Here is a 15671-nt window from a genome sequence, read left to right on the forward strand (position 1 = left end):
GAGCGATGGTCGCGATCACGGTCGAGCCCGAGCAGGACGAGACGCGTGCCGCGGTGTTGCGCGGCCTGAGCGCCCATAACCAGTCGAGGGTCGGCCCGCGCAACGGCAAGCCGCTGACGATCAGCCTGCGCGATGCGGATGGCGCGATCCTCGGTGGGCTGGTCGGCGAGCTGAAGTGGGAATGGCTCCATGTCGACCTGTTCTGGATCGACGAAAGCCAGCGCGGTGCGGGACAGGGCGCGGCCATCATGGCCGAGGCCGAGCAGCGGGCGAGGGATTATGGCGCACGTGGCGTCTATCTCTCGACGATGAGCATCCAGGCTCCTGATTTCTACCCCAAGCTGGGCTATCGCGAGTGCGGTCGGATGGAGAACTATCCGGTGGCCGGTCAAACGCTGCATCATTTCACGAAGGCGCTATGAGCATCTCGAACCGCAAGCCCGGAACGCCGAAGGAAGCCCCGGCCGAGCCGCTGAAGCGGGCGATTTCCGGTGCGATGAAGGCCATCGCGCGCAAGCCGGAGATGGAAATCGTCTTCGCCGCCGACAAGCCTTCGCTGGTCGGCGAGCGGGCGCGCCTGCCCGAGCCGCCGCGCAAGCTGACGGCCGGCGATGTCGCGGTGCTGCGCGGGCACGCCGATTCGATGGCGCTGCGCCTCGCCTGCCATGACGCTGCGATCCACCGCCGCGCCGCGCCGGAGGGCGATGCCGCGCGCGCCGTCTTCGACGCGGTCGAGCAGGCGCGGGTCGAGTGCATCGGCGCGCGGCGCATGTCCGGCATGGCCGGCAACATCTCGGCGATGCTGGAGGACCGCTATCACCGTGGCGGGCGCTATGAGGAGATCACCGACCGGGCCGATGCGCCGCTCGAGGATGCGGTGGCGCTCATGGTGCGCGAGCGGCTGACGGGGCTGAAGCCGCCCAAGGCGGCCGAAAAGATCGTCGAGCTCTGGCGCGAGCAGATCGAGGCCAAGGCCGGGGACGATCTCGACCGGCTGTCGAAGACCATCGAGGACCAGCGCGGCTTCGCCCGCACGGTGCGCGACATGTTGGCGGCGCTCGACATGGCCGACCAGAGCGCGCAGGGCGACGAATCCGAGGAGGACGAGGACAATCAGGATCAGTCCTCCGAGGATCAGCAGCAGCAGGAAGGCGAGTCCGACCAGGAGAGCGGCTCCGACCGCTCCGAGGTCGAGGTCAGCGAGGACGCGACCGAGGAATTGCAGGAGGGCGCCTCCGAATCATCCGACGCGCCGGCGGGCGACTGGGAGGAGGAGGACGAGAACTCCGAATCCGAGGAGGCCGGCGAGGCGCCACGCCCGCGCGAAGGCAAGAATGACGGCCGCCTGGCGACGGACTACAAGGCCTATACGGTCAAGTTCGACGAGATCGTCACGGCCGAGGAGCTCTGCGACGCCGAGGAGCTGACCCGGCTGCGCGCCTATCTCGACAAGCAGCTCGCGCATCTGCAGGGCGTCGTCGCGAGGCTTGCAAACCGGCTGCAGCGGCGCCTGATGGCGCAGCAGAACCGCTCCTGGCAGTTCGACCTGGAGGAGGGCGCGCTCGACCCGGCTAGGCTGCCGCGCATCATCATCGACCCGTTCCAGCCGCTCTCCTTCCGGCAGGAATCGGATGTGAATTTCCGCGACACGGTCGTCACGCTGCTGATCGACAATTCCGGCTCGATGCGCGGACGGCCGATCACGGTCGCGGCGACCTGCGCCGACATCCTGGCGCGGACGCTGGAGCGCTGCGGCGTCAAGGTCGAATTGCTCGGCTTCACCACGCGCGCCTGGAAGGGCGGGCTTTCGCGCGAGGCCTGGCTGCAATCGGGCAAGCCGGCCAATCCGGGCCGCCTCAACGATCTCAGGCACATCATCTACAAGGCCGCCGACGCTCCCTGGCGCCGCGCCCGCAAGAATCTCGGCCTGATGATGCGCGAGGGGCTGCTCAAGGAGAATATCGACGGCGAGGCGCTGGACTGGGCACATAAGCGCCTGCTCGGCCGGCCCGAGCAGCGCAAGATCCTGATGGTGATCTCGGACGGCGCGCCGGTCGATGATTCCACGCTGTCGGTCAATGCCGGCAACTATCTGGAGCGGCATCTGCGCCATGTCATCGCCGAGATCGAGACGCGCTCACCGGTCGAGCTGATCGCCATCGGCATCGGCCATGACGTCACGCGCTATTACCGCCGCGCCGTCACCATCGTCGATGCCGAGGAGCTCGGCGGCGTGATGACCGAGAAGCTCGCCGAGCTGTTCGAGGAAGATGGCCCGGCTTCCGGATCCGCTTCCGGCTCGCGCCGCCTGCACTGATGCGCCTCAGCCGTCGCGGCCTGCTGGCAGGGCTGGGTTCGCTCGCGCTGCCACCGGCGGCGCAGGCGATCGAGCAGAATCGCTTTTCCGTCGAGATCGGCGCGCGGCGCATCGCCGCCTTCGAGCCGCGCAGCCCGGAGAAGCGGCGCTTCGGCGCCTTGCAGTTTCGCGGCGGGCTCGTGCTGTCCTGCAGCCATCCGCGCTTCGGCGGGTTCTCCGGGCTGTGGCGTTCCGTCGATGGGCGCGAACTCGTTTCGGTCAGTGATCGCGGCTATTGGCTGACGGCGAAGGTCGCCTCGGACGCTGGGCGGCTGGTCGGGCTGGGGAGCGCCGAGATGGCACCCATCCTCGGCGCCTCGGGGCGGCCGCTGGCGCGCACGCGCTCTTTCGATACGGAGAGCCTCGCGATTGCCGGTGGCGTCGCCTATGTCGGCGTCGAGCGCACGCATGAGGTGCTGCGCTTCGACTGGGCCGGGGAGGGCGTCGAGGCGCGGGCGCGCTCGCTGCCGGTGCCGCCCGAGGTCAAGCGCCTGCCGAGCAACCGCAGCCTGGAGGCGGTCGGCGTGGTGCCGGCGGGGCCGCTTGCCGGCACCGTGGTCGCGATCGCCGAGCGCTCCGGCCGCGAGAACGAGCCGACGCTGGGGGTGATCCTGAGCCCCGGCCGGCCGGGGCTGTTCAAGGTCGTGCGCCATGACGGCTACGACATCACCGATCTCGCCTTCCTGCCCTCCGGCGACATGCTGGTGCTGGAGCGCTGGTACAGGCCGTGGCGTGGCGTCGGCATGCGGATCCGGCGAATCGCCGGGCGCGACCTCAAGTCCGGCGCGCTGCTCGACGGGCCCTACCTGATCGAGGCCGATCTCGGTTTCGAGATCGACAATATGGAAGGGCTCTCTGTCCATCTGGATCAGGGGCGGACGATTCTCACCCTGATCTCGGACGATAATTTCTCGATCCTGCAGCGCACGCTGCTGCTGGAATTCGAGCTGGTCGCATAGTGGGCGTCATGGTCGGGCTTGACCCGACCATCTCTTGCCGAATGAAGTTCCGATGCCTTCTCGTCCCGAGATTCTCGGGTCTGCGCTACGCTTCGCCCGAGAATGACGCCTCATTCGCCAACGAAAAAAGCGGCCTTGCGGCCGCTTCGTTCAAACCCGAGATGAAAACCCGCTCAGTTGGCAGCGAGCTTCTTCTCGAGGTCGCGCTTCAGGCCGAGAGCGCCGACCGAGAGGTCGTCGGCCGCAGCCTTGAGCAGGAAGGCGTCGAGGCCGCCGCGATGCTCGACCGAACGCAGGGCGTTGGCCGAGATGCGCAGGCGCACCGAACGGCCGAGCGCGTCCGACTGCAGCGTCACATTGACGAGGTTCGGGCGGAAGACGGTCTTCGTCTTGCGGTTCGAGTGGCTGACGAGGTGGCCGCTCTGGGTGGCTTTCCCGGTCAGTTCGCAACGGCGGGCCATGGCAATCGTTCCTTGCATCCCCGGTTCGCTCAAATAAAAATGCCGACACGCGACGTGCCGGCCATCGAGCACCGGAAGTCAAATTGAGTTGGCGGTTCCATAGCCAAGGCTGTGAGCCACGTCAAGAAAAACTCCAAGCACCGCGATGGCAATCCATCAGCGTTAAGGGATCGTAAAGCGCCGGGCCGGATGCTTTCATCGGAAAGCTGCCCGAGGGCGGCGCTGCGGTCACGATTCGGACCGATTCACAATGCATGTCGCGGCATGATCGCGCCGCTCCGGAGGAACTGGATGAAGCCCGCCGTCGCATCATCCCTGGCAGGTCTGATCCTCTCGATCTCTTTCGCCACCGCGGCGGTGGAGGCGGCGTCGCTCGACGCCAGATACGATGTCTCGCTGCTCGGCATCACCTTCGGCAAGGCCGGCCTGAGCGGCAGCATCGACGGCGCCAACTACAAGCTCGACCTCGTCGCCAAGCTGACCGGCGTGGTCGGCGGGGTGACCGGCGGCCGCGGCTCGGGCGCTGCGACGGGGGCGCTCGTCGGCGGCAAGCTCTCGCCCAAGACCTTCGCTGTGAGCGCGGCCAACTCCAGCGAGAGCCGCACCGTGCGGATGGCGCTCGCCGACAACAGCGTCGCCGGCATCGACATCGAGCCGCCGATCGACGAGAAGCCGGATCGCGTGCCGCTGACCGATGGCAACAAGCGCAACATCGTCGACCCGCTCAGCGCTTTCATCATGCCGGTCAACGGCAAGGGCAAGGACGCCTGCAACCGCACCCTGCCGATCTTCGACGGCGCGGCGCGCTACGACATCAAGCTCTCGAGCGCGGGCACCCGCCACGTCAAGCTCGACGGCTATAGCGGGCCGGTCTCGATCTGCCAGGCGCGCTATGTCCCCATCGCCGGCCACCGGGCGCTCCGGCCCAGCACCAAGTTCATGGCCGAGAACAAGGACATCACCACTTGGCTCGCACCCGTGGCGGGCACCGATGTGATGGTGCCGGTGCGCATCTCGGTGAAGACGATGATTGGCACGGCGGTGATCGAGGCGTCGAGCTTCAAGGTCGATCCGGGCGTGACGGCGAGCGCGGCGCGGAACTGAACGCGCTCGGCCGTTCACAGGAGTCCTCATCCTGAGGAGCCGCGAAGCGGCGTCTCGAAGGAGGGTCCAGAAGGCTCCGGAATCTCCTGAAGCATCCTTCGAGACACAAGCCGTTGGCTTGCTCCTCAGGATGAGGGCTCGACCCTATGCAGCCTTCAATGCGCCGCCGATTTCGAGAACAGGTTGATCACCATGACACCGGCGACGATCAGCGCCATGCCGCCGAGCGCGGGCAGGTCGAGCTTCTGGTCGAAAAGCACCAGCGCGATCAGGCTGATCAGCACGATCCCGACGCCTGACCAGATCGCATAGGCGATGCCGACGGGGATCGTCCGCAGGCACAGCGACAGGAAATAAAACGCGCAGAAGAAGGCCGCGACGGTGATCAGCGACGGCAACAGCCGCGTGAACTCGTTCGAGGCCTTCAGCGCCGAGGTGCCGATCACCTCGCTGACGATGGCGATGGCCAGGTAGAGATAGCTCATGCGGTCACGGCGTTCGTCCGGCGTTCCGAGGGAGCGCGGGACGCGCCGCGGTCATCCTCGAAAACCGGCCGGAAGAAGGAGCGCTCATAGCTGACGATGAAGCGGTCCTTTTCGTTCATCGCGAAGGCGGCCTGACATTCCGGGTCCGTGGCTGCGCGCTCGCGATACTCTTCATAGGCTGCGAGCGACGCGAAACTGAACATCGCCAGCGCGACGTTGGAGGTTCCTTCCGACGGCATGAAATAGCCGTGATGCACGCCGCCGAACTTCTCGACGAGCCGGATCCAGAGCTTGCCATAGGCCTCGAAGGCCGGAAGCTGATAGGGATCGACGATATAGCGCAGATGGCAGGTTATCATGCTCAGGCCACCTGCCGGCTCTCGAGGAATGCGCGCATCCGTTCCAGCGCCTTCTCGATGTTCTCCAGCGAGTTGGCATAGGAGAGGCGGATATAGCCCTCGCCATGGACGCCGAAATCCGGGCCGCCGATGGTGGCAACGCCGGCATCCTCCAGCAGGGCGGAGGCGAGCTTCTTCGCCTTCCAGCCGGTCCTGGAGACGTTCGGGAAGGCGTAGAAAGCGCCCTTCGGCACGGCGCAGGAGATGCCGGGCAGGCCGTTCAGCCCCTTCACGACCGCCTTCCGGCGCCGGTCGAATTCGGCCACCATGGCGTGGACGGCATCCTGCGGGCCGGTGAGCGCCGCCAGCCCCGCCCATTGCGCGGGAGCGTTGACGCAGGAATGCGAGTTCACCGCGAGCTTGCGGGCATTGTCGTAGAGCGGCTTCGGCCAGACCGAGTAGCCCAGCCGCCAGCCGGTCATGGCGTAGGTCTTGGACCAGCCGTTGAGCAGGATCAGCCGGTCGCGGATCTCGGGATAGCTGAGCAGGCAGACGTGGCTTTCGCCGTCATAGACCATCTGGTCGTAGATCTCGTCCGACATGATCGCGACGTCGGGGAACTTCGCCAGGCCTGCGACGAGCTTGTCGACCTCGCTCTTGGGCGTGACGCCGCCGGTCGGGTTCGCCGGCGAATTGACGATGAGCAGGCGCGTCCTCGGCGTGATCAGCGAGAGCGTCTCCTCGGCGGAGAAGGCGAAGCCGTTCTCCTCGCGGACCGGCACCGGGATCGGCGTCGCGCCGGTGTATTCGATCATCGAGCGGTAGATCGGGAAGCCCGGGTCCGGATACAGAATTTCCGCGCCGGGCTCGCCGAACATCAGGATCGCCATGAACATGGTGACCTTGCCGCCGGGCACGATCATCACGTTCTCCGGCGAGACCTCCACGGAAAAGCGCTTGTGCAGATCGGCAGCGACGGCCTCGCGCAGCGGCAGGATGCCGTTCGCGGGGGTGTAGCCGTGATGGCCGTCGCGCAGCGCCTTCACCGCCGCCTCGACGATATGCTCCGGCGTCGCGAAATCGGGCTGGCCGATGCCGAGATTGATGATGTCCTTGCCCTGTCGCTGCAGTTCCGTCGCCCGTGCCAGCACGGCGAAGGCGTTCTCCTCGCCGATTCGGGCGAAGGCGGGGGCGACATGGAGGGTCATGATGGCCTCGGGCGTGATCGTTTCCGGCGGCCTGCTTGCCAGCGGCCTTGGGCCACAGTCTTCGCCGGAAAGGGCGCTGCGATGCAAGCCCGCGCGACGGCCTGCGCCCCGACCATGCAAGGCGCGCATGAAAAATAGTATGATTTATCGTGACGGGCCCTCTTGCGGGCGAAGGGGCCGGACCGGATAATCGTCAAATCATTCTAAGAAAAGGCGCTGCCGCAAGGCCTTGACGGCAGCGCGGGAGAGGAGCGTTCGATGGCAAAGACCCCGGAGAGCAATGTGCCGCGGCAGGACCGCCCGGTGGCGGTTGCGAAGCGCAAGGCAAAGCGGCGCATCAAACCGGAACAGCTCCGCTCGAAAGCCTGGTTCGACAATCCCGCCAATGCCGACATGACCGCGCTCTATATCGAGCGCACCATGAATTTCGGCCTGTCGCGGGAAGAGCTGCAGTCGGGCCGGCCGATCATCGGCATCGCCCAGACCGGCTCCGACATCGCCCCTTGCAACCGCCATCATCTGGAGCTCGCACCGCGCATCCGCGACGGCATCCGGGAGATGGGCGGCGTTCCCTTCGAGTTCCCGATCCATCCGATCCAGGAAACCTGCAAGCGCCCGACCGCCTCGCTCGACCGCAACCTGCAATATCTCTCGCTGGTCGAGATCCTCTACGGCTACCCGCTCGACGCCGTGGTGCTGACCACCGGCTGCGACAAGACCACGCCGGCGCAGATCATGGCTGCCGCGACGGTCGACATCCCTGCGATCGCGCTGCCGGGCGGGCCGATGCTGAACGGCTCCTTCCGGGGCGAGCGCACCGGCTCGGGCACCATCGTCTGGAAGGCGCGCCAGATGATGGCCGCCGGCGAAATCGACTATAAGGGCTTCGTCGACCTGGTCGCGTCGTCGGCGCCGTCGGCCGGCCACTGCAACACCATGGGCACGGCCTCGACGATGAACGCGCTGGCCGAGGCGATGGGCATGACGCTGCCCGGCGCGGCGGCGATCCCCGCGCCCTACCGCGACCGCTACGAGATGGCCTATCTCACCGGCAAGCGCATCGTCGAGATGGTCTGGGAAGATCTGAAGCCTTCGGACATCCTGACCCGCGAGGCCTTCGAGAACACCATCGTCATCAACTCGGCGATCGGTGGCTCGACCAATGCGCCGATCCACGTCAACGCTATCGCCAAGCATATCGGCGTCAAGCTCGACAACGAGGACTGGACGAAGATCGGCTACGACACGCCGCTGCTGGTCAACATGCAGCCGGCCGGCGAATATCTCGGCGAGGATTATTACCGCGCCGGTGGCCTGCCGGCAGTGATCGCGGAGCTGCTCGCCAAGGGCAAGCTCAAGCCCGCCATCACCGCGAATGGCCGCACCCATGAGGAAAACTGCGCCGGGGCCTTCTCGGGCGATCGCGAGGTCATCAAGACCTATGATGCGCCGATGAAGAAGGAGGCCGGCTTCCTCAATCTCTCCGGCAACCTGTTCGACTCTGCGATCATGAAAACCAGCGTGATCACGCCGGAATTCCGCAAGCGCTATCTGGAGAATCCGAAGGACCCGATGGCCTTCGAGGGCCGCGCCATCGTCTTCGACGGGCCGGAGGATTACCACCATCGCATCGACGATCCGGCGCTCGCCATCGACGAGCACTGCATCCTGTTCATCCGCGGCGTGGGGCCGATCGGTTACCCCGGCGCGGCGGAAGTCGTGAACATGCGGCCGCCGGATTATCTCATCAAGAAGGGCGTCACCGCGCTTGCCTGCGTCGGCGACGGGCGCCAGTCCGGCACCTCGGGCTCGCCCTCGATCCTCAACGCCTCGCCGGAAGCGGCGACGGGCGGCGGGCTCGCGCTCCTCAAGATGGGGGACAAGGTCCGCATCGACCTGAAGAAGCGGACGGCCGACATCCTCATCTCCGACGCGGAGCTGGCCGAGCGCAAGGCCGCGTTCAAGGCGGCGGGCGGCTACAAATATCCGAAGAGCCAGACGCCCTGGCAGGAGATCCAGCGCAAGATCGTCGATGAGCTCTCCGAGGGCATGGTGCTGAAACCGGCGGTCAAGTACCAGAAGATCAACAAGAAATTCGGTATTCCGCGCGACAATCATTGAGCGGGGCGCCACAGGCGCCGTCTTGCTCGGGCGAAGACCCGAGCATCTCTCGACGAAGAGGCTCCAGTGCCTGCTCCGGTCAGAGTTTCTCGGGTCGCTGCTTCGCATCGCCCGAGAATGACGGACCAGGCGGCATTCGCCGCGCGCAACGGCCCCCGCCGGCTAATGCGCGCGGATGGGGCTGACAAACGGGTCGGCGCTCGACACTATGCCAGCCCGCAGCTCCCGCTGATCTGAAACGATTTAAAATGAGCTATTCCCCGCAGGTCGAAACCTTCCGCAAGCTGCATGAGAGCGGCTGCTTCGTGATGCCCAACCCCTGGGATCTCGGCTCGGCGCGCTGGCTGCGCGGGCAGGGGTTCAAGGCGCTGGCTTCGACCAGCGCGGGCTTCGCCTTCACGCAAGCGCGGGCCGATCAGGATGTGCCGCGCGACATGATGCTCGGCCATCTCGCCGAATTGGTGAAGGCGGTGCCGGATCTGCCGGTCAATGCCGATTTCGAGAACGGCTATGCCGATACGCCCGATGGCGTCGGGGCCAACGTCAAGCTCTGCGTCGCGACCGGCGTCGCCGGACTTTCGATCGAGGATGCCACGGGCCGCGAGGCGGATCCGCTCTATCCGTTCGAGCTTGCGGTCGCGCGGGTGAAGGCGGCGCGCAAGGCGATCGACGAGACCGGCTCGGGCGTGCTGCTGACGGCGCGCGCCGAATGCTTCCTGACCGGCCATCCCGAAGCGCTGAAGGAGTCGGTGCGCCGCATCGAGGCCTATGCGGCGGCGGGCGCCGACGTGCTCTACGCGCCGGGACCGAAGACGGCCGACGACATCCGCACCATCGTGACCGCTGCCGGCGGCAAGCCGGTCAACGCGCTGGTCTATGGCGATTTCGGCCTCTCCGTCGCCGATATCGCTGCGGCCGGCGCGCGGCGTATCTCGATCGGCGGCGCGCTGGCGCGGGCGGCCTGGGCCGCCTTCATCGAGGCGACGCGGCTGATCGCCGAGGAGGGCAGCTTCAAGGGCTTCGCCAATAATGGCCCCTCGGCGCCGCTCAATCCGTTCTTCCGTGGGGATCTCGAGGCGCGTTCGTGAGCGGCGTGCTGCTGATCGCGCCGGAGTGGCTTGGCCATAGCGGGCTCTGGCAGATCGACGCCAAGGGCAAGCGCAAGGCTGTTGATGCCGAGGATATCGGACTGTCGGAGAAACTCGCCGACCGGCTCGAAGCCTGGATGGATTCCTTCGACGCGATCTATGACGAAGACGACGAGGCGGCCTCCGATTTCCCAAGCGAGGTCGAGCGGTTGGCCTGGGAGGCCGAAGGGCACGCCATCGCGGATGCGGTCGCACGCGAACTCGGCGCGGGCTGGGACATCCGGCAGGATTTAACCGGCTGGCGGGAAAAGGGAACGTCATGACCTCGTTGCAGAACTGGAAGCCCGTGCCGTTCCCGCCGGCGAAGGTGCTGGAAGGGCGCTATTGCCGGCTGGAGCCGCTCGACGTCGGCAGGCATCTCGACGACATCTGGGCCGCGACGACCGGCCACGATCAGATCTGGGACTGGCTGCCGGCCGCGCCGCCGAAGAGCAAGGACGAATACCGCGCTTTGCTCGAATCGATGGTGGCGAAAGCCGGCATCGTGCCGCTCGCCGTGATCGACAAGGCCGACGGCAAGGCCAAGGGCCATCTCTGGATCATGGAGATCCGCCCCGAGCAAGGCGTCTTCGAAGTCGGCTGGATCACCTATTCGCCGGCGCTGCAGCGCACGCGGGTGGCGACGGAAGCGATCTATCTCGTCGGCGATTACGGCTTCTCGCTCGGCTATCGCCGCTATGAATGGAAGTGCAACAATCTGAACGAGCCCTCGAAGCGCGCGGCTTTGCGCTTCGGCTTCCAGTATGAGGGGCTGTTCCGCCAGCACATGGTGGTGAAGGGCGCGAACCGGGATACGGCCTGGTTCTCCATCATCGATTCCGAGTGGCCGGCGCGTGCGCGCGCTTTCCAGGCCTGGCTCGCGCCCGACAATTTCGATGCGCGGGGCCAGCAGAAGGCGTCGCTCACCGATCTCGCCAAGGTCCAGGCCTGACGATGACGCCGCGCCGCGCCACGCCTGCCGATATTCCGGCGATCGTCGCGCTGACGGAGGCAGCCTATCTGCCGAACGAGGCGATCATCGGCGTGCCCTCGCTGCCGCGCCTCGCGGACTATCACGAGGTGCTGGCCAAGCACGAGGTCTGGCTGGTCGATGGCGAAGCGGGGCTCGATGCCGCGCTGGTGCTGGAGATCGAGCCGGAGGATTTCACGATCTGGAGCATCGCGGTGTCGCCGCAGGCCGCGGGCCGCAAGCTCGGCGCGGCGCTGATGAACTTTGCCGAGGAGCGGGCGAAGGTGCTCGGCTACGCCTCGGTCCATCTCTATACGCACGCGAAGCTCAGCCAGCGCATCGGCTGGTATGAGCGTCTCGGTTTCACCATCACGCATCATGAGGACATGGCCGACCGGCGCCTCACCCATATGCGCAAGACATTTTCCAAAGCCGGCTAAAAAGAGGACGAAGGCATGGCGGGTCGTTTGAAGGGTAAGGTCGCGGTGGTCACTGCCGCGGGGCAGGGCATCGGCCGCGCGATCGCCGAGGCCTTCGTGGCGGAAGGCGCCACGGTCTGGGCGACGGACAAGGACGTCACCCTGCTCGAAGGCATTCCGAAGGCGAAGAAGCGCAAGCTCGACGTGCTTTCGACCAAGGCCGTCAACGCCTTCGCCGAGAAGGTCGGGCCGATCGACATCCTCGTCAACGCTGCCGGCTTCGTCCATCATGGCACCGTGCTCGACACCGACGACAAGGCCTGGGACTTCTCCTTCGACCTCAACGTCAAGGCGATGCACCGCACGATCCAGGCTTTCCTCCCGGGCATGCTGGCCAAGGGCGCAGGCTCGATCGTCAACATCGCCTCCGGCGCCGGCTCGGTGCGCGGCATCCCGAACCGCTATGCCTATGGCGCGACCAAGGCGGCCGTGATCGGGCTGACCAAGGCCGTCGCGGCCGACTTCATCAAGAAGGGCATCCGCTCGAACGCGATCTGCCCGGGCACGATCCAGTCGCCCTCGCTCGACCAGCGCATCAAGGATCTGGCGGCGGCGACCAACGTCACCGAGGCGGCGGCGCGGCAGGCCTTCATCGATCGCCAGCCGATGGGCCGGCTCGGCACGGCGGAGGAGATCGCCTGGCTCGCGGTCTATCTCGGCTCCGACGAGGCGAGCTACACCACCGGCCAGATCCACCTCGCCGACGGCGGCTTCGCGCTCTGACGCGCGCAAGAAATCCAGGGAGGTAAGGATGCATATCCTCGTTCTCGGCGGCGCCGGCATGGTCGGGCGCAAATTCATCGAGCGGCTGGCGCGCGATGGCGGGCTGGGCGGCAAGCCGGTCACCCGCGTGACGGCGCAGGATGTGGTGCCGGCCTCGCCGCCGCCGGCCGCGCCCTTCGATTTCGAGGCGGTGGTCTCCGATCTGTCGGTCGAGGGCGCGGCCGAGACGCTGATCGCGACGCGGCCCGAATTGATCGTCCATCTTGCGGCGATCGTCTCCGGCGAGGCGGAGGCCGATTTCGACAAGGGTTATCGGATCAATCTCGACGGCACGCGCTACCTGTTCGAGGCGATCCGTCGAATCGAGGGCTATACGCCGCGCCTCGTCTTCACCTCCTCCGTCGCGGTGTTCGGTGCGCCCTTCCACGACAAGATCGAGGACGAGTTCTTCACGACGCCGCTGACCAGCTACGGCACGCAGAAGGCGATCGGCGAGCTTCTGCTCTGCGACTATTCGCGGCGCGGCTTCTTCGACGGCGTCGGCATCCGCCTGCCGACGATCTGCGTAAGGCCGGGCAAGCCGAACAAGGCGGCCTCGGGCTTCTTCTCCAACATCATCCGCGAGCCCCTGAACGGGGAGGAGGCCGTGCTGCCGGTCTCCGACCAGGTGCGGCACTGGCACGCCTCGCCCCGTTCGGCCGTCGGCTTCCTCGTCCATGCCGCGACGATGGACACCACGGCAATCGGCCCGCGCCGGGCGCTGACCATGCCGGGCTATTCCTGCACCGTCGCCGAGCAGATCGAGACGCTGCGCAAGGTCGCGGGCGAGAACGTCGTGAAGCGGATCAAGCGGGTGCCTGATCCGGTGATCGATGGGATCGTCGCCGGCTGGCCGCGCAATTTCGACCCCCAGCGCGCGCTGGCGCTCGGCTTCAAGGCAGAGTCGAATTTCGAGGAGATTATCCGCGTGCATATCGAGGACGAACTGCACGGGACCTTCGTGAAGTGACTTTGCCGGCCTCAGGGCCGTCAGCATCACGCTTCCATCTGCGGCACGCCCGGCCTTGAGCCGGGCGTGTTCTTTTTCAGGCTCCGGCGCGCTCAGGCCGCACAGGTCTCGCTCTGCGACTGCTGGAGCCGTGCCGGAAGCTCCGGCTCCGCATCGGCGGATGTCCTGGCCTCGAGCTCGGGCGCATGGGCCCAGCCGGTGGCGCCCCAGCTCTTCAGCGCCGCCCAGGTCGAGCGGTCGAGCCGGAACTGCTCGCAAGGGAACAGCCCGCCCCGCGCCGGCAGCGACTTGAGGAAGGAGCCCTCCGGCCGGAAGCCGGACTTCTCCAGGACCCGCCGCGAAGCCGGATTGATGACGCGGGTATCGGCCTCGATCGCCGGCACGTCGACCAGCGAGAACAAGGTGTCGATCAGCCCCTGCACCGCCTCCGTCGCATAGCCCTTGCCCCAATGCTGGGTGCCGAGCCAGTAGCCGATGAAGGGCGTGCCCGAGGCCTGCCGGTGCGCGCCGATCATGCCGATCAGCTCGTTGGGCTTCGCGCGCGGGGTGACCGCCAGCACGAGGTGCTCGCCCAGCGCATTGCCCTTGCGCATCGCGAAGATGAAGGGTTCGACCGCGTCCGGCGGGTAGGGATGCGGGATATTGGCCGTCATCTCCGCCACGGCCTTCTCACCGGCCTGGCGCAGGATGGCGGCGGCGTCCGCCATACGCGGCCAGCGCAGCCAGAGACGGCGGGTCTCGAGCCGGAAGACGTCGTCGCGGGTCAATTCGGGGAACATTCTCGTCTCTCCGTCGGCGCAAACGAAAAAAGGGAGCTGGGACTTCGGTCCCATCTCCCCTTCGCTGACCTTCGGGAGACCCATTTCGGGCCTTCAACCCTTGATCCGTTCGGTTCGATGGAACCGGCGGATCGAGAGAATTCCCTATCCGCCTTTTACTCTGCGGCCTCTTGGGCCGGGACTACGTTCACGAAAGCTCGGCCGAGTTTCGTCGTGAATCGGACGCGGCCGTTCGTCGTCGCAAAGAGGGTATGGTCTTTGCCCATGCCAACGTTCGCGCCGGCATGCCACTTGGTGCCGCGCTGACGAATAATGATGTTGCCGGCAACGACGGCCTGATCGCCGAAGCGCTTCACGCCGAGTCGCTTGCTTTCGGAATCGCGGCCGTTACGCGACGAGCCGCCTGCCTTTTTGTGAGCCATAACGCCCTACCTCAAAACTTCTCGTGTCTCTCTAACCCGAATCGGCGGCGAAAGCCACCCGGTTCGGATACGAAATGCCGGAGCACCATTCTGTCAGGAGCGACAGGCCGAGGACGTAAGCCTTCGGCGATGGCGATCCGGCGTGGATATCGACGCCGGGAAACCCGGTCTCAGGCCTCGGACGCCTCGTCCTTGGCCTTCTTGGCAGGGGCCTTCTTGGCCGCGGCCTTCTTCGGCTTCTCGGCATCCTCGCCGGCCTCGGCCTTGGCGGCCTTCGGAGCAGCCTTCGCCTTGGCGGCGACCGGCGCAGCGGCGGCGGCATCGCCCTTCTTCATCTCCGGCTGCTTGCCGCCGGTGAGGATGTCGGTGATGCGGATGACGGTCAGCTCGGCGCGGAAGCCGCGCTTGCGCTTCGAGTTCTGGCGGCGGCGCTTCTTGAAGGCGATGACCTTCTCGCCACGGGCCTGCTCGACGATCTCACCGACGACGGTGATCTCGGAGAGGGCCTTGGCGTCGAGCGTGGTCTTCTCACCTTCGGTGAGCATCAGCACGGAGCCGAAAGCGACGGTGTCGCCCGGGTTGCCCTCGATCTTGGCAGCGGTGATCTTGTCGTTGGCGGCGACGCGGAACTGCTTCCCGCCGGTCTTGATGACTGCGAACATTTTGTCCTCCATGTTCGGCCCCGCCCTGTCACGGCCTCCGGACTGGAAGCGCATGCGGGACGGCTTTTTGGCAGTCGATTGCGTGGTCTGGTTTGCTCTTGCCGGCATGCGACGCAGCGCACATGCCAAAAGAGATCGGGCGCGGGTTTCCCCACGCCGGACGGTGCTCGATAGTCGGGCTCTCCGCGAAGGTCAAGCGAAAGCGGCGGGGGACGGTCGATTTCTCCCGCCCGGGAGGCTTGCCCCTCGGGCGTGGCTTGTGTAGTAAGCGCCTCGCTTCGACCGATAGCGACCGCGGACAGGTGGCAGAGTGGTTGAATGCACCGCACTCGAAATGCGGCATACCTGCAAGGGTATCGGGGGTTCAAATCCCTCCCTGTCCGCCATCATCCCGCCAAGGGATTGAGACCATCGATATCACCGCGCCTGACCTGATCCGTTCCCGGCTTGCGCTGGGAAAGTGGGCGA

General features: G+C 66.4%; 18 protein-coding genes and 1 tRNA gene. 12 read left to right on the forward strand and 7 right to left on the reverse strand.

The features are described from left to right. The first annotated feature begins 5 nt into the window (after window positions 1-5). From GY40_RS15810 to GY40_RS15820, 3 genes are read left to right on the forward strand one after another with little or no spacing between them, the layout of a single operon-like run. On the forward strand, window positions 6-422 hold the full coding sequence (locus tag GY40_RS15810) for a GNAT family N-acetyltransferase (protein ID WP_038363747.1): 417 nt from the start codon (window positions 6-8) through the stop codon (window positions 420-422). After that, complete coding sequence (gene cobT, locus GY40_RS15815) at window positions 419-2317, forward strand: cobaltochelatase subunit CobT (RefSeq protein ID WP_038363748.1); 1899 nt, start codon at window positions 419-421, stop codon at window positions 2315-2317. The genes GY40_RS15810 and cobT overlap by 4 nt, the downstream gene beginning before the upstream one ends. Next, complete coding sequence (locus tag GY40_RS15820) at window positions 2317-3315, forward strand: esterase-like activity of phytase family protein (protein WP_038363749.1); 999 nt, start codon at window positions 2317-2319, stop codon at window positions 3313-3315. Before cobT ends, GY40_RS15820 begins: the two co-directional genes overlap by 1 nt. A 173-nt stretch (window positions 3316-3488) precedes the next feature. On the opposite strand, the gene rpmB is transcribed toward GY40_RS15820, so the two are convergent. Next, the gene (gene rpmB / locus GY40_RS15825) at window positions 3489-3776 is read right to left on the reverse strand and encodes a 50S ribosomal protein L28 (RefSeq protein WP_038363751.1); all 288 of its coding nucleotides are present in this window, start codon (window positions 3774-3776) and stop codon (window positions 3489-3491) included. Between the two features lie 291 nt (window positions 3777-4067). Between rpmB and GY40_RS15830 the strand changes: the two genes are divergently transcribed. Beyond that, a complete protein-coding gene (locus GY40_RS15830; protein ID WP_038364412.1) occupies window positions 4068-4880 on the forward strand; it encodes a DUF3108 domain-containing protein in 813 nt (270 codons plus the stop codon). Between the two features lie 155 nt (window positions 4881-5035). On the opposite strand, the gene GY40_RS15835 is transcribed toward GY40_RS15830, so the two are convergent. From GY40_RS15835 to GY40_RS15845, 3 genes are read right to left on the reverse strand one after another with little or no spacing between them, the layout of a single operon-like run. Continuing rightward, window positions 5036-5365, reverse strand: a complete 330-nt coding sequence (locus GY40_RS15835) for a DMT family transporter (protein WP_038363753.1) — start codon at window positions 5363-5365, stop codon at window positions 5036-5038. Then, the gene (locus GY40_RS15840; protein WP_051988123.1) at window positions 5362-5724 is read right to left on the reverse strand and encodes an NIPSNAP family protein; all 363 of its coding nucleotides are present in this window, start codon (window positions 5722-5724) and stop codon (window positions 5362-5364) included. The genes GY40_RS15835 and GY40_RS15840 overlap by 4 nt, the downstream gene beginning before the upstream one ends. Window positions 5725-5726: 2 nt before the next feature. Next, a complete protein-coding gene (locus tag GY40_RS15845) occupies window positions 5727-6911 on the reverse strand; it encodes a pyridoxal phosphate-dependent aminotransferase (RefSeq protein ID WP_038363756.1) in 1185 nt (394 codons plus the stop codon). A gap of 258 nt (window positions 6912-7169) precedes the next feature. Here GY40_RS15845 and GY40_RS15850 point away from each other — a divergent pair, with 258 nt between their 5' ends. The 7 genes from GY40_RS15850 to denD all read left to right on the forward strand — a co-directional run bounded on the left by GY40_RS15850 (window position 7170) and on the right by denD (window position 13340). Then, the gene (locus tag GY40_RS15850; protein ID WP_081925433.1) at window positions 7170-9032 is read left to right on the forward strand and encodes an IlvD/Edd family dehydratase; all 1863 of its coding nucleotides are present in this window, start codon (window positions 7170-7172) and stop codon (window positions 9030-9032) included. A gap of 248 nt (window positions 9033-9280) precedes the next feature. After that, window positions 9281-10120, forward strand: a complete 840-nt coding sequence (locus GY40_RS15855) for an isocitrate lyase/PEP mutase family protein (protein ID WP_038363758.1) — start codon at window positions 9281-9283, stop codon at window positions 10118-10120. Further along, window positions 10117-10443, forward strand: a complete 327-nt coding sequence (locus tag GY40_RS15860; RefSeq protein WP_038363760.1) for a hypothetical protein — start codon at window positions 10117-10119, stop codon at window positions 10441-10443. The genes GY40_RS15855 and GY40_RS15860 overlap by 4 nt, the downstream gene beginning before the upstream one ends. Beyond that, window positions 10440-11111, forward strand: a complete 672-nt coding sequence (locus GY40_RS15865; protein ID WP_038363762.1) for a GNAT family N-acetyltransferase — start codon at window positions 10440-10442, stop codon at window positions 11109-11111. Before GY40_RS15860 ends, GY40_RS15865 begins: the two co-directional genes overlap by 4 nt. A gap of 2 nt (window positions 11112-11113) precedes the next feature. Next, window positions 11114-11569, forward strand: a complete 456-nt coding sequence (locus tag GY40_RS15870; protein WP_051988124.1) for a GNAT family N-acetyltransferase — start codon at window positions 11114-11116, stop codon at window positions 11567-11569. Window positions 11570-11584: 15 nt separating this feature from the next. Next, window positions 11585-12331, forward strand: a complete 747-nt coding sequence (locus tag GY40_RS15875; RefSeq protein WP_038363765.1) for an SDR family oxidoreductase — start codon at window positions 11585-11587, stop codon at window positions 12329-12331. Between the two features lie 28 nt (window positions 12332-12359). Then, the gene (denD, locus tag GY40_RS15880; protein WP_038363767.1) at window positions 12360-13340 is read left to right on the forward strand and encodes a D-erythronate dehydrogenase; all 981 of its coding nucleotides are present in this window, start codon (window positions 12360-12362) and stop codon (window positions 13338-13340) included. Between the two features lie 92 nt (window positions 13341-13432). Here denD and GY40_RS15885 read toward each other — a convergent pair whose 3' ends face one another. From GY40_RS15885 to rplU, 3 genes are all read right to left on the reverse strand, one after another. After that, complete coding sequence (locus GY40_RS15885) at window positions 13433-14119, reverse strand: GNAT family N-acetyltransferase (RefSeq protein WP_081925434.1); 687 nt, start codon at window positions 14117-14119, stop codon at window positions 13433-13435. A gap of 155 nt (window positions 14120-14274) precedes the next feature. After that, on the reverse strand, window positions 14275-14541 hold the full coding sequence (rpmA, locus tag GY40_RS15890) for a 50S ribosomal protein L27 (RefSeq protein ID WP_038363769.1): 267 nt from the start codon (window positions 14539-14541) through the stop codon (window positions 14275-14277). A gap of 170 nt (window positions 14542-14711) precedes the next feature. After that, window positions 14712-15203, reverse strand: coding sequence for a 50S ribosomal protein L21 (rplU, locus tag GY40_RS15895; RefSeq protein WP_038364421.1), 492 nt, complete (start codon window positions 15201-15203; stop codon window positions 14712-14714). Window positions 15204-15499: 296 nt separating this feature from the next. Here rplU and GY40_RS15900 point away from each other — a divergent pair. Beyond that, window positions 15500-15589 (forward strand) — tRNA-Ser (locus GY40_RS15900). Window positions 15590-15671 lie beyond the last annotated feature (82 nt).

It is taken from the genome of Allobosea sp. UNC402CLCol (assembly GCF_000745475.1).
GTDB classification, from domain to species: Bacteria; Pseudomonadota; Alphaproteobacteria; order Rhizobiales; family Beijerinckiaceae; genus Allobosea; species Allobosea spartocytisi.

Excerpts from the sequence above, each read along its gene's own strand:
- GY40_RS15885 (WP_081925434.1), bottom strand. The coding sequence starts at position 14,119 with ATGTTCCCCGAATTGACCCGCGACGACGTCTTCCGGCTCGAGACCCGC.
- rpmB (WP_038363751.1), bottom strand. The coding sequence starts at position 3,776 with ATGGCCCGCCGTTGCGAACTGACCGGGAAAGCCACCCAGAGCGGCCAC.
- denD (WP_038363767.1), top strand. The coding sequence starts at position 12,360 with ATGCATATCCTCGTTCTCGGCGGCGCCGGCATGGTCGGGCGCAAATTC.
- GY40_RS15810 (WP_038363747.1), top strand. The coding sequence starts at position 6 with ATGGTCGCGATCACGGTCGAGCCCGAGCAGGACGAGACGCGTGCCGCG.
- GY40_RS15865 (WP_038363762.1), top strand. The coding sequence starts at position 10,440 with ATGACCTCGTTGCAGAACTGGAAGCCCGTGCCGTTCCCGCCGGCGAAG.
- cobT (WP_038363748.1), top strand. The coding sequence starts at position 419 with ATGAGCATCTCGAACCGCAAGCCCGGAACGCCGAAGGAAGCCCCGGCC.
- GY40_RS15845 (WP_038363756.1), bottom strand. The coding sequence starts at position 6,911 with ATGACCCTCCATGTCGCCCCCGCCTTCGCCCGAATCGGCGAGGAGAAC.
- GY40_RS15875 (WP_038363765.1), top strand. The coding sequence starts at position 11,585 with ATGGCGGGTCGTTTGAAGGGTAAGGTCGCGGTGGTCACTGCCGCGGGG.
- GY40_RS15830 (WP_038364412.1), top strand. The coding sequence starts at position 4,068 with ATGAAGCCCGCCGTCGCATCATCCCTGGCAGGTCTGATCCTCTCGATC.
- GY40_RS15835 (WP_038363753.1), bottom strand. The coding sequence starts at position 5,365 with ATGAGCTATCTCTACCTGGCCATCGCCATCGTCAGCGAGGTGATCGGC.
- GY40_RS15820 (WP_038363749.1), top strand. The coding sequence starts at position 2,317 with ATGCGCCTCAGCCGTCGCGGCCTGCTGGCAGGGCTGGGTTCGCTCGCG.
- GY40_RS15840 (WP_051988123.1), bottom strand. The coding sequence starts at position 5,724 with ATGATAACCTGCCATCTGCGCTATATCGTCGATCCCTATCAGCTTCCG.
- GY40_RS15850 (WP_081925433.1), top strand. The coding sequence starts at position 7,170 with ATGGCAAAGACCCCGGAGAGCAATGTGCCGCGGCAGGACCGCCCGGTG.
- GY40_RS15855 (WP_038363758.1), top strand. The coding sequence starts at position 9,281 with ATGAGCTATTCCCCGCAGGTCGAAACCTTCCGCAAGCTGCATGAGAGC.
- rpmA (WP_038363769.1), bottom strand. The coding sequence starts at position 14,541 with ATGGCTCACAAAAAGGCAGGCGGCTCGTCGCGTAACGGCCGCGATTCC.
- rplU (WP_038364421.1), bottom strand. The coding sequence starts at position 15,203 with ATGTTCGCAGTCATCAAGACCGGCGGGAAGCAGTTCCGCGTCGCCGCC.
- GY40_RS15870 (WP_051988124.1), top strand. The coding sequence starts at position 11,114 with ATGACGCCGCGCCGCGCCACGCCTGCCGATATTCCGGCGATCGTCGCG.